The sequence below is a fragment of the Helicobacter apodemus genome (assembly GCF_000765745.2).
GTDB lineage: Bacteria > Campylobacterota > Campylobacteria > Campylobacterales > Helicobacteraceae > Helicobacter_D > Helicobacter_D apodemus.
This window is the reverse complement of the sequence record NZ_JRPC02000023.1, coordinates 1-11,426: the sequence shown is the minus strand read 5'-3', so window position 1 is coordinate 11,426 and position 11,426 is coordinate 1. Positions and strand designations below refer to the sequence as shown.

Sequence of the window (11,426 nt, the reverse complement as noted above, 5' to 3'; positions counted from 1 at the left end):
TCATCCCTTTTGTTTAATTTTTAGGGCTTCTTCTTTAGCGATTTTATCACAAAGTTCATTTTCGCTATGTCCGCTATGCCCCTTTACCCATTGTATTTGTAGATTATGATATTTTGAAACCTCTAAAAAATGCTTCCAAAGCTCTGGATTTTTGACATTTTTAAAATCTTTTTTAATCCAATTAGGTAACCATTTAGAGATTCCATCTAAAACATATTTTGAATCGCTAATAACTAAGACTTCACAAGATTCTTTAAGGGATTCAAGCCCAAAAATAAGTGCAGAAAGTTCCATTTGGTTATTAGTTACATTACTTGCACCACCACTTAGAATCTTTTGGTGGTGTTTATAATATAAAATAGCACACCATCCACCAGCTCCGGGGTTCCCTAAAGATGAACCATCACAAAAAAGAGTAACTTTCTTCATCATATTTTTCTTTTATAAAAACTAAAATTTTTGCGCTTAGTAATTCTCCACAATGCGGGCAAATTTCAAAAGAGAGTGGGCTAATTGCTTTACAAGAATTACAAGAATAATTAAATTGTAAATCCCCTTGATAACTTCTGTATTTACGTAAAAGGCATAAAGATTCTAATTCAAAGGAAACTTTAGTTCCTTTTTGTAAAGGATAATACCCTTTTGCTTGAAAAATATCGTTTAGAATAGGGTTTTGGAATGCTACATTAGGAAGTTCATTATTTTCAAGATTCCATAAAATATCTAAAATTTGAAAAATCTCCTCTTTGGACTTATTTTGAATAAATCTCCAAAAATAAGAGGGATAGAAGTCTTTAAAAAAACTTAAAACCAAACGTAATAACTTAGGCTCCTCTTCAATGAGCTTTTCAAGTTTTTCAGGTTTTATTTCTGTGGAATTTTGGTTAGAGACAATAATTTTTGTTTGTAAATAAAGATGATGCATTTTTGTTTTACCCTCTATTTCCTCTAGACAATCTAGTGCATTAAGGGCATCTTGATATAATGCAAGCTCTTCATAGATTTTAATAAGAGATTTTAAGATTTTAGGGGATCGTGGATAATGGTAAAGAATCTCTAAATAAATTTCTTTAGAACGCAAAGGAAAACCAGCTTTATAATAAACATCGCCTAAATCTTCTAAAATTGGGATTTTATCAACGGGGTTTTTAATAGAGCTTAAAAGTGTGTTATAAAGGCGAATAGCTTTTTCATAATCTGCACATTTTTGATAGGTTTTTGCCATAAAAATGAGTGAGGAAGTAGGGTTTGGGTTTAAGGCTAAAAATTCTTTGATTTCTTTATCAAAGCCAATATAATCAAAGTTTTTCATAAATTTTAATAGATTTTGGTGTTGCCTTTTACTAATAATATAATTCCAATAATAAGCAAAAAGGCTAATTAATCCTATACAAAAGATGAGGATTATGATTCCAAAAAGTGGATCTCTGTATTCAATACTTTCTAAAAATTCCAAATATAAACCTTAAAACAACTAATTATTATCTTTTAATTATAACAAATATTCTATAATAAGCTTATCTAAAAATCTAAGGTTCATTAGCATTGATTACACAAGAGAGTATAGAAAATCTTAAAAATCAGTTAGATATTGTAGAGGTTATTTCTCATTATATAGAAGTGAAGAAAGTAGGAGCAACCTATAAAGCTTGTTGTCCTTTTCACCAAGAAAAAACACCAAGCTTTGTTATTAATGCCAATAAGGGCTATTACCATTGTTTTGGTTGTGGTGTAGGTGGAGATAGTATCCAATTTGTTATGGAATATGAAAAGATCTCTTATAAAGAATCTCTTGAAAAACTAGCACAAATTTATAATATTTCTTTAACTTATGCCCAAACTTATCAACCCAAAGAAGATAATAAAATTTTAGATTTTATGAATGAATATTACCAGCTACAACTCAATGCAGAAGCTAAGAGTTATATTCAAAAACGAGGCATTACAGAGTCTATTAGAAATCTTTTTGAAATAGGTTATGCACCTAATAATTATGAGATTATGGGATATTTACAAAAGCATTCCATTTCTTTACCGGAGGCTTTGAATTTAGGGATATTAGGAGTAGATGATGAAAATGGAGTTAAGCATTATTACGCACGATTAGCCCAACGAATAATTTTTCCCATTCGTTCTCCCCAAAATAAAATCGTAGGTTTTGGAGGGAGGACATTAGGGAATCACCAAGCAAAATATATTAACTCCCCCCAAACCAAACTTTTTAATAAATCACAACTTCTCTATGGTTATCCCCAAGCTAAAGAAAATATTTATAAAAAAGGGGAGATTATCATTACAGAGGGATATTTAGATGTGATTATGCTACACCAAGCAGGGTTTAATAATGCAGTGGCTACTTTAGGAACAGCTTTAACCAAAGAGCATTTACCCTTAATAGCTAAGGGAAACCCAAAGGTTATTATTGCTTATGATGGTGATAGTGCAGGTATCATAGCGGCTTTTAAAGCCGCTATGCTTTTAAGTTTAGCTCACAAAGAAGGTGGTGTAGTAATTTTTGATAAAGGCTTAGACCCAGCTGATATGGTAAATAATGGCGAAATAAAGCAGTTAAAAGATTTATTTTATGCTCCTATTTCTTTAGTGGATTTTGTTTTTGGGGAGATTATTGCAAAATATGATTTAAAAAATCCTATGCAAAAAGATTCTTGCTTAAAAGAATCTTTGGAGTTTTTACACCAATTATCTTTAGTTTTACAAGAGGAATACAGGATATGGTTAGGACAAAAACTTCACTTACCCCTACATCTAATCCCAACAAAAGTCCATAAAAATAACATAAAACCAACTTCTGAAATCCTTCAAAGCAATGAAGATTATTATACTCTTGTCGAAAAGATTATTATTAAAAGTGTTTTAGAGGATATGGATCTTTTGGAATATGTTATGAATTATTTAGAATCTTCTATGTTTTTTTCTCAAAGGGAAGCTTATGAGAAACTCTTAAAAAAAGATTTAGAAGATTCACAATTAATTGGAATTTTACTTGATGAACGTATTAAGACACAAAACAAAGAGATGCTAAAGCGGCAGATGATTATGATTTTGTATAAGCATTATAATGAGAGGAGAAAAATACTTATTAAAGATTCAACACTTTCTTTAAGAGAGAAATCCTTTTTATTGCGTAAGCTTCAACAATATTTAGAAAATTTGAAAAAAGGGGATTTAATTGTCGATGAAAGCTTCAACTTTTAGAAGCAAAAAAACTAGAAAATATTTATTTTATAAGGAGAGAATATGCAAAAAGAAATTTTTAAAAAAATATTAGAAGAACGTTTTTCGTGCAGAGAGTTTCAAGAGAAGCTTTTAAGCAAAGAGGAATTAGATTATATTTTAGAAGCGGGGAGATTATCTCCTAGTTCTTTAGGGCTTGAGCCTTGGAGATTTATTGTTATAGAAGATAGCAAAACTAAACAAGAAATTGCAGAAATTGCTAATTCTCAAAAGCATGTTGCAAAGTGTGGAGCTATCATTATTGTTGCAGCACGATTAGATTTTGGGGAATATTTTGTAAAAAAACTGCAATCAAGAAATATGTCAAAAGAAGAACTCCAAAAACGTATTGAACTTTATAAACCTTTTATTGAATCTATGAATCCTACGCAAAAACTTCATTATGCAAGAGAGCAAACTTTTTTAGCCTTAGGGAATTTAGCTAATGGAGCAACTGCACTAAATCTTGGCTCTTGCATTATTGGGGGCTTTAATAATGAGGCTTTAGATATTTATCTAAAGCTTGATACTTCCAAAGAAAAAACTTCTATAATGTTAGTAGTTGGGCATAAGAAAACAGATGAAATACCTCAAAAAATTCGTTTTCCTAAAGAAGAAGTTATAGATTTTTCTAAGAATCTATGAAAGGAATAATTTATGAGGTTTGCAATAATAACTTTAAGGTTCAAGAAAATAAGCCCTTAAAGGTATTAGCATCAAAATTTTCAAAATCAAAATTTGTTGTTGCCTGATTAAGTGGCAAACTTGCTTTTTCTACGAGATCGCTAACTTGCCCTAATTTTTGTGAGATTTCATCGTGTTTATTAGCTAATGCCTGTATAAGTGAGGAATTTTCTTTAAGCAACTGACTAGGTAGAGGTAGAGAAAGAGAAACATTTTCCCCTGCAAGGTTTAATGTAAGTTCTTTACCAAAAAGTGTGTCTCCCTTAAATTGTGCATTCTTCGCTATTTTATCTAAGGCGTCTATATTTTGAGAATTAACCCCTCCAAGGGTTTTAACTTGAGAACTTAGAGCGTTTAAAGTTATATCCGCAATTTGCATAGCACCAATAATTTCATTAGCACCTTTAATACCATCACTAAATTTACGAATTTCTAGTGCCTCATTAGAAATTGTAGGTAATTCTTGAATCTCTTGTGATTGGGGTTTTTGTGTTATTTCATTTTGTTTTGCGGTAGTAGGTACAGTATGCCTAGTTTGTATATTTCCTAATCCATAAGGATTGATTGATGAAAGCATTGAAACTCCTTTAATTTTTAAAAGGATAAAAGCATTTTTTATTCCATTTTGGAATTAGAGATTTCTAATATTTTTTGCTCTAAATTTCTAATATTTTTTGTAAGATTTGCTGTTGCTGTGATTTGGTTAAGAAGAATCCAAAGGCTAAGAAAAGCAAAAATGATGGTAATAGCACAAGATATAAGAGCGATTTTTACAGCCCTAGAAGCAGTTTTTTTGTATTGATTGATTTCTTTTTGTAAATTCTCCATTTTTATTACCTTTAAGGTTTTGAAAATTGTTTGTGATAAAAATAATTTCCCAATATTAAAATGAAAGACAAAACACAAAGCACAACAACGATACTAGCACCAGCAGCAAAATCATAAAAATAAGCGATTAAAATGCCACCAATCATTGCGATAAAAGAAATACAACTAGAAGCAATCATCATCTTAGCTAAAGAATTAGTAAAAACTTCACTGCAATAAGCAGGAATACTTAAAAGTGCGATAATGAGAATAAGTCCAACAGAGTGCATAGAAATAACAATACCCAAAGCAATGATAATCATTAAGAGGATATTAAAAACTTTTGTATTAATTCCTTGTAAGTGGGTAAATTCGCTATCATAAGAAATACCAAGAATAATTCTATAATTTAGCCAAACAAAGCAAAATAAAAAACCGCTAAAAATTATCATAGAGTAAATATCATTATCTGTGATACTTAAGATACTCCCAAAAAGGTATCCCATAAAATCCTTATTATATCCGGGTGATAATTCTACTAAGATAATTCCTACCGCCATTCCAAAAGCCCAAAGTGAGCCAATTAACGCGTCAAATCTTTCTTTAGCATAAAACAACATGATTCCAAGAAAAATAGCACAAGCAACACTAAAAAAGGCTGTCCCAATAATAATTGGGAATCCTAAAAAAATCGCTATCCCAACTCCGCCATAGAGGCTATGAGCAATACCTCCTGCAAGAAATACCATTTTATTAGTAACAACCAAAGTGCCAATAATGCCGCAAATAATACTCGCCCAAAATGCTCCAATAAGGGCATTTTGCATAAAAGTATATTGCAAAATATCACTCAAGCACCCACTCCAAACTCTCTTCTTTTAATTCTTCTTTAATTTTATCCATTTTAATTTCTTTACCAAGGTATTCTACAATCTCTAACATATCTACAAGAGCATTTTTAATACAGCTTGTAGCACCCGGGCTTGGAGTCATATTAAAGGTAATACCTTTATTGCTTTTAATTTTTTTCTCACCAAAGATTAGCTTTTTTTGTGTTTTATCAAGAACTTGGGGTCTAATACCACCAAAACCACTTGCATAAGATAATTCATGAGGTTGAATAGAGGGGATAATCTTTTTTGCTTCTTCCCAAAAATATTTTCGTCCAATACTTGGAATTTCATAAATAAAGTTTCGTAAAATGTAATTTCTAATTTCCCTATCAGAAATTAAATCCCACATAATTTTTGCAGTAGAGAGTTCCCCAAACCCAGAAACTTTAAGAAATTCTAAGAAAGTGCCACTTTTAAAACGTTCAAGTTTAGGTAAAGAAAGTGCAGTAGGACCCAATCTTGTTTTTCCTGTAGCGATAATATCTGGATCTCCGTGTATTGCTGCAAAAGGAAGTTTAGGGTTTTGAACAGTATAGACTTTTCCTTGTAGTTTATTACCGGGTATAAAATAAAAGCTACCAGAGATAGGCAAACAGCCTAAATCTAATCCATATCCCATATTTTGAGCTAAGACTAATGAGTGTGCACCCGCATCAACTAAAACAAAAGAAGCGGTGATAGGGGGTTGTCCGGGAGCTTTAAGGGTATAAGCCCCATCCCCTTGTTCGATAATATCTGTAACTTTAAAATTACAAATTAGTTTATGTTCCCCAAAAAGACTTTGTTCTATCATATGATTTGATACAGCGTGGAAATTCATCGCACAAAAAGCTTTTCTTGATCCAGAACCTACAATATCTTCTACTCTATCACTTCCATCAAGCATCTTAACAACATTAGGCTCTATTTCTCTTAGGGTATCTTTAGTGAAAAACTCTAAATTTGGAAAAATCTCTTGAAATTCTTGATGACGTTTTTTCATAAACTCTACTTCTTCATCTCCTACACCAATTGCCATTTTTTGGTATTCAAAAATGCTTTTATTTTGTAAATTATGAAAAAGTGCATAAGAAACTAAAAGTTCTGCATCTCGTGCTACTTTTTTAGCTTTTTCAAAAGGGTAATTTGTTTCGATATCTCCTGCGTGGATAGTTTGAGAATTATTATTTCCACTTGAGCTAAGTGTTGCGGGTTCTGAATACTTTTCTAATAAAACCACTCTTTGAATATTTGTATAATGTGTTAAAGCATAAAATAATGCACTCCCAGAAATTCCAGCTCCTATGATTGCTACATCATATGAATTATTCATTGATTACCTCCTAAATTGTTTGAATGTTGAAATTCCATTAACATTTCTACTTCACAAAAATGTTCAGTTTGATGAATTTGCTTTAAATGACCAATATTATGAGATTTTATGTTTTGATTAACATATAAAACTTCTCTAGCATAACCTAATAAAACAGAAACATCGTGACTAATTATAATTATAGTCTTTTCTTGATTGATTTTTTGCAATAAATCATAAATCTCTTTTTGATTTTTTGAATCAATACTTGCCGTTGGTTCATCTAAAATTAAAAGATTAGGATTCCCACATAATGCTCTTGCGATAAGTATCCTTTGCCTCTGCCCACCAGAAAGCTCACCAATTTTTTTATTTGCATAAGATTGTAAGTGAAATTGCTCTAAAAGGTTTAAGGCTGTTTCTTTAGCATTTTTAGGCAAAAATCCTCCAAAAAGATTAGATTTTAAAAATCCCATCATCACAACCTCCAAAGCAGTGATTGGGAAGTGGCGATTGAAGAAAGTATTTTGTGGGACATAACCAATTTTTAGGTTAGAATCTTTAATAATACTGCCTTCTGTTGGACTTAATAATCCCACCAAAAGACGTGCTAAAGTGCTTTTTCCACCACCATTTGGTCCAATGATAGCCCAAAAATCACCTTCTTTAATTACCCAATCCACATTATACAAAATTCGTTCTTTGGTAAAAGAAAATTTAACATTTTTGCATTCAATTATTTTTTTAGAGTTACTATTTTGCATTTTTTAGTTCATTTGTTTCAAAAAGATTCCGCATTCCACTAATCCGTTTTATGAGTAAAGAATCTTGTGAAATAGTTTTTATATCTTTACCAATATCAAGGGGAGTGATGATGATTCTCCCTAATATTTCTCTCCCTTCTTTTCCATCTTGTAATGTTCTTAATCCCCAAATATCGTGAATGGCTAAAACTTCATCATTAAAAACTCCAAGATAAAGCATAATATGCCCCCTCATACCAAGTAAAGTCGCAAAGGGAATAGCATTTTCTTTTAAAAAAGCTATTTTCTCTTGGGGTGTTTTTTGTGATAAATCAACATATAAAGAGCGGTCTTTAAAATCTTTTTGTTTAATTTGTGCTTGGGAATTTCTTAATAAGAAAAAACCAAAATTTCCTAAAGTATCGCGTAAAAACATAGAACAATCCCTATTACCAAACATTCCTCCCCAACCATACCTTTCACCAACAATACCTTGAGTAAGATTCGCATAATTTACTGAAGAAAAGGGCATAGGGAATTTTACAAAGTTTTCTACAGGTAGGTGGGTTTTAATCACTTTTGCATAACCACTAGGGGTGCGGATAAAAAAAAGGCTTTCATAAGTTTTTTTGGTGCTTCCAATAAGGGGTAAGAGCATACCAATTCTAGCAGATTCTAAGAAATGATTAGTAGAACTTTTTATAGGGGTATAGTCTTTTTTAACTACAAGAAAATCTTGAGTGTTTTTTAAAAGTTGTATTTGGTTAGGATTTAATAAAGCAATATCTAAAACACTTACCCAACCACTTACAAATCCACTCTCTACAAAAGCCCACTCTTTAGATTGTGAATAATGCGTGATTAAAATAGGTGTTCCTGCATAAATAGAGGAATTTTGCCAAGTATCAAAGGGGAATCCCTCTCCGGGTAATTTAGGATCTAAAAATCGTGGTTTATGTGTTGGAACAACCCTTAAGTTTGTAGAGCGAGTGATAATTGCAGGTTTTTTGGTGTTAGGAAAACTCTCTAGATTCATCTCTTGCTTGATATTATCTATAAAATCTATGGTATAAGGGAGGAGGTTTTCACCAAAGCCTAAATTATTATAAGCAGCCCTTAATCCCCATTGAATTTCTAAAGTATTAAGCTGTGGCTCTTGATTAAAGGGTGAGAAAAAATGCTTTAAATAGTCTTCTTTAAGCTTTAAGCGATCTTTAAAAACTCGGGTATCTTTTGCATAAAGTCTCAAATCTTGCTTAGGGAGGGATGAGTCTATTTGCGTAGAAACAGAAGCGGGAGTGATGTTAGCACAACCCAATAAAATAAAAATAAGGGAAATAAAACTACTAAATTGAATGATTTTTAGCATTGTATCTCCTCATATTTTTCACTATCAAAACCTATGAATATTTTATTTTTTACTTCAACTACGGGTCTTTTAATAAGCATAGGTTCTTTTAAAAGATAATCTTGAATTAATGGTGGAGTTAAAGTTTTATTCTTTAATTCTAATTTCTTGTAAGTTGTGCCTTTTTTATTTAAAAGTGCTTCTAAAGAACTTTTTTCTGCCCATTCTTGTATTTTTTCTAAGCTAGGTGGTGTTTTTTTAAAATCAATAAATTCATAATCTATTTTTTTATTCATAAAAAAATCTATTGCTTTTTTAACACTACCGCAGTTTTTAATCCCATAAATTTTAACCATTTAAAAAATCCTTATTACCAAAAGATAAAAAATAATTCCTGAAAATATACTCAAAACAGAATTTTTAAACAATAAAAAACAAACAATTGCACATAAAATTCCACTAATTTCATAGATTCCATAGGTTTGCCGCCAAGGAATATCTTTAAGGGTAAAAAACACTAAAAGAGTCATAATTAAGAGTGGCATAGTATCTTGCAAATATTTTAAAAGAGGGCTACCCACTCTATCTTTTAAAAGAAAAAAAGGTAAAAATCGTGTTATTGCTGTCCCTAAAGAGGCAAAGAAAATAGCACCAATAATATAAAGTATTTGATTATCCACGATAAATCCATTTTTTACCAATAAGTAAGACAAAAATACCACAAAGCAAACTAAAAAGTAAAAATTGCTCACTTGGAAAGAGAAATAAGCCTACTATTCCAATTCCTAAAGCGATAATGAAAGGTATTTTATTAGGAGAGTTCTGCAAAAGGGATAATGTTAATACGCTAAAAAGGGCTGTAAGGGAAAATTCTATGCCCTTAGGTGTAAATTCTAAATGTTTTCCTATAAATACCCCTAACGCACAACCTACAACCCAATACATATGATTGAAAAAAGTAATAGTTATATAATGTTTTTGCAATGCTTTAAGCGAGAGATTTTGTTCTTGCAAATTTTGTTCTTGTTGGCAAGTTTTTACAAGAGCAAAAGTCTCATCTGTTAATCCAAAGAGAATATAATATTTACTTAAGCCAAAATTTTTAATTTGAGGAGTAATTGCAAGGGAGTAAAACATATGGCGAATGTTTAGCAAGAAAGAGGCAATACCAATTTCTAATAATCCAGCATTTATACTAAGGAGTGAAATAAGTAAAAATTGTCCCGCAGCTGTAAAAACAAAAATGGCGATTAAGATTCCAAAATACCAAGCAACTTGCAATGTAGAAAAAAGAATACCAAATGCAATGCCAAGTGGCAAATAAGCCATTAAAACAGGTAAGGTTTGTAAGAAAGTTTTAAAAAGCATAATCCTAATTCTTGAATATAAAGTTGCCCTAGATTATAACAAAAATCGCACGATTTTTATGTTCTAGCTTTAAAAGCTTTTTAGCTTAGTTTTGTGAGTCTTATGTAGATTAATGAGTCTAAAACCTCCCAAACACTCTTTTTTCAAAATTAAGCTTATTAGGGAAATTAAAATCAAGTCTTTTAAACTCTTGCTTTGGAAGAACTACCAAAGCATATCCGCCTTTATTCTCTCTATCCCATAGACTATAAAACTCTCTTTTAGAGCTAATATATTCTCCAAAGCTTGGGTCAAGCACTTTAATAAAATCACCTTGATAATTGATAATGATTGCAAAATGTGGGTATCTTGGATCATCTTCTATTTTAACAAGCAAGGGAATATTAATAAGTTTATTTAAGACTTGCTCATTAATGCGAAAAGAATCACTTTTAAAATCTAGTTTTTTAATAGCTTCTTCTAAATCTAAAAAACTTACCATATCAGTAGTAAGTTCTTTTTCACTCATTACTTTTAATACATCTAATTCACTAAGCTTTTGGTTATCAATAAGGTTTATTAAAGTAGCTAGTGAGGAAGCCCCACAAGATAGCTCATAAGTTTGTCTTATTACCTTCTCATTCCTTATCTCTTGATAGGATTTGAGGATAAATTCCGCTTTTAAAGCTAAGGGTAGCCAAGAAAAGAAGATAAGAAATTTTAAGAGTCTTTTCATAATTCATTCTTTCTCTTGTAAGGAAACATAGATACACAACCAAATAAGGTTTAAAGCTTGAAATATCATTTAAAACTTTTTCCATAAGGTTAATCCAAATATTGCATCAGGAGCAGCAGAGCTTCCACCAAAGTTAGCATTAACAGAAATAGCGGTATCTTGGTTAAGACTATAAGTAGAACCAACAGAAAAGGTAGGGATAGAGCGGATATTAGAGGTTTGATTCCCATTAATCTTTTGTTTAGTTTGGAATCTCTGTTCTGCTCCTAAATCTAAAGTGATTTTAGGGCTTAAGATAATAGAGAGATCTCCTCCTATATAGAGACTATGCCCATAATCTATC

14 protein-coding genes and 1 pseudogene are annotated in these 11,426 nt (G+C 31.1%); 2 read left to right on the top strand and 13 right to left on the bottom strand.

What is annotated here, in order from left to right; translation table 11 throughout:
- Positions 1-429, bottom strand: a complete 429-nt coding sequence (gene rnhA, locus LS72_RS08415; RefSeq protein WP_034553953.1) for a ribonuclease HI — start codon at positions 427-429, stop codon at positions 1-3.
- The gene (locus LS72_RS08410; protein WP_034553954.1) at positions 404-1,456 is read right to left on the bottom strand and encodes a tetratricopeptide repeat protein; all 1,053 of its coding nucleotides are present in this window, start codon (positions 1,454-1,456) and stop codon (positions 404-406) included. The genes rnhA and LS72_RS08410 overlap by 26 nt, the downstream gene beginning before the upstream one ends.
- Before the next feature lie 89 nt (positions 1,457-1,545).
- On the opposite strand from LS72_RS08410, the gene dnaG reads away from it, so the two are divergent.
- A complete protein-coding gene (gene dnaG / locus LS72_RS08405; RefSeq protein WP_034553956.1) occupies positions 1,546-3,216 on the top strand; it encodes a DNA primase in 1,671 nt (556 codons plus the stop codon).
- Between the two features lie 42 nt (positions 3,217-3,258).
- Positions 3,259-3,879, top strand: a complete 621-nt coding sequence (locus tag LS72_RS08400) for a nitroreductase family protein (protein ID WP_034553957.1) — start codon at positions 3,259-3,261, stop codon at positions 3,877-3,879.
- A gap of 40 nt (positions 3,880-3,919) precedes the next feature.
- On the opposite strand, the gene LS72_RS08395 is transcribed toward LS72_RS08400, so the two are convergent.
- The 11 genes and pseudogenes from LS72_RS08395 to LS72_RS08345 form a co-directional block, all read right to left on the bottom strand.
- On the bottom strand, positions 3,920-4,495 hold the full coding sequence (locus LS72_RS08395) for a flagellar FLiS export co-chaperone (protein ID WP_034553959.1): 576 nt from the start codon (positions 4,493-4,495) through the stop codon (positions 3,920-3,922).
- A 38-nt stretch (positions 4,496-4,533) separates the two neighbouring features.
- Positions 4,534-4,746 carry a DUF5408 family protein gene (locus LS72_RS08390; protein WP_034553960.1) on the bottom strand — a complete coding sequence of 71 codons (213 nt, stop codon included), beginning with the start codon at positions 4,744-4,746 and terminating at the stop codon, positions 4,534-4,536.
- Between the two features lie 11 nt (positions 4,747-4,757).
- Positions 4,758-5,579, bottom strand: coding sequence for a metal ABC transporter permease (locus tag LS72_RS08385; protein ID WP_034553962.1), 822 nt, complete (start codon positions 5,577-5,579; stop codon positions 4,758-4,760).
- Positions 5,572-6,930, bottom strand: a complete 1,359-nt coding sequence (locus tag LS72_RS08380; protein ID WP_138155261.1) for an FAD-dependent oxidoreductase — start codon at positions 6,928-6,930, stop codon at positions 5,572-5,574. Before LS72_RS08380 ends, LS72_RS08385 begins: the two co-directional genes overlap by 8 nt.
- Positions 6,927-7,673 (bottom strand): metal ABC transporter ATP-binding protein, encoded by a 747-nt coding sequence (locus LS72_RS08375; RefSeq protein ID WP_034554919.1) that lies wholly within the window; start codon positions 7,671-7,673, stop codon positions 6,927-6,929. The genes LS72_RS08380 and LS72_RS08375 overlap by 4 nt, the downstream gene beginning before the upstream one ends.
- Positions 7,663-9,021: an SH3 domain-containing C40 family peptidase gene (locus tag LS72_RS08370; RefSeq protein WP_194145586.1), complete on the bottom strand. Its 1,359-nt coding sequence runs from the start codon at positions 9,019-9,021 to the stop codon at positions 7,663-7,665. The genes LS72_RS08375 and LS72_RS08370 overlap by 11 nt, the downstream gene beginning before the upstream one ends.
- A complete protein-coding gene (locus LS72_RS08365; RefSeq protein ID WP_034554921.1) occupies positions 9,015-9,356 on the bottom strand; it encodes an arsenate reductase family protein in 342 nt (113 codons plus the stop codon). The genes LS72_RS08370 and LS72_RS08365 overlap by 7 nt, the downstream gene beginning before the upstream one ends.
- Positions 9,357-9,680 carry a branched-chain amino acid transporter permease gene (locus LS72_RS08360; protein ID WP_238700780.1) on the bottom strand — a complete coding sequence of 108 codons (324 nt, stop codon included), beginning with the start codon at positions 9,678-9,680 and terminating at the stop codon, positions 9,357-9,359.
- Entirely contained in the window at positions 9,673-10,368 is a 696-nt protein-coding gene (locus LS72_RS08355) for an AzlC family ABC transporter permease (RefSeq protein WP_034554922.1), read from the bottom strand. Before LS72_RS08355 ends, LS72_RS08360 begins: the two co-directional genes overlap by 8 nt.
- A 118-nt stretch (positions 10,369-10,486) precedes the next feature.
- Positions 10,487-11,083 carry a C39 family peptidase gene (locus LS72_RS08350; protein ID WP_138155260.1) on the bottom strand — a complete coding sequence of 199 codons (597 nt, stop codon included), beginning with the start codon at positions 11,081-11,083 and terminating at the stop codon, positions 10,487-10,489.
- A gap of 69 nt (positions 11,084-11,152) precedes the next feature.
- Positions 11,153-11,426 (bottom strand): annotated as a pseudogene (locus tag LS72_RS08345) (hypothetical protein); the annotation flags it as partial.

Coding starts and splice junctions, on each gene's coding strand:
- rnhA (WP_034553953.1), bottom strand. CDS start 429: ATGAAGAAAGTTACTCTTTTTTGTGATGGTTCATCTTTAGGGAACCCC.
- LS72_RS08400 (WP_034553957.1), top strand. CDS start 3,259: ATGCAAAAAGAAATTTTTAAAAAAATATTAGAAGAACGTTTTTCGTGC.
- LS72_RS08395 (WP_034553959.1), bottom strand. CDS start 4,495: ATGCTTTCATCAATCAATCCTTATGGATTAGGAAATATACAAACTAGG.
- LS72_RS08390 (WP_034553960.1), bottom strand. CDS start 4,746: ATGGAGAATTTACAAAAAGAAATCAATCAATACAAAAAAACTGCTTCT.
- LS72_RS08380 (WP_138155261.1), bottom strand. CDS start 6,930: ATGAATAATTCATATGATGTAGCAATCATAGGAGCTGGAATTTCTGGG.
- LS72_RS08375 (WP_034554919.1), bottom strand. CDS start 7,673: ATGCAAAATAGTAACTCTAAAAAAATAATTGAATGCAAAAATGTTAAA.
- LS72_RS08370 (WP_194145586.1), bottom strand. CDS start 9,021: ATGCTAAAAATCATTCAATTTAGTAGTTTTATTTCCCTTATTTTTATT.
- LS72_RS08365 (WP_034554921.1), bottom strand. CDS start 9,356: ATGGTTAAAATTTATGGGATTAAAAACTGCGGTAGTGTTAAAAAAGCA.
- LS72_RS08355 (WP_034554922.1), bottom strand. CDS start 10,368: ATGCTTTTTAAAACTTTCTTACAAACCTTACCTGTTTTAATGGCTTAT.
- LS72_RS08350 (WP_138155260.1), bottom strand. CDS start 11,083: ATGAAAAGACTCTTAAAATTTCTTATCTTCTTTTCTTGGCTACCCTTA.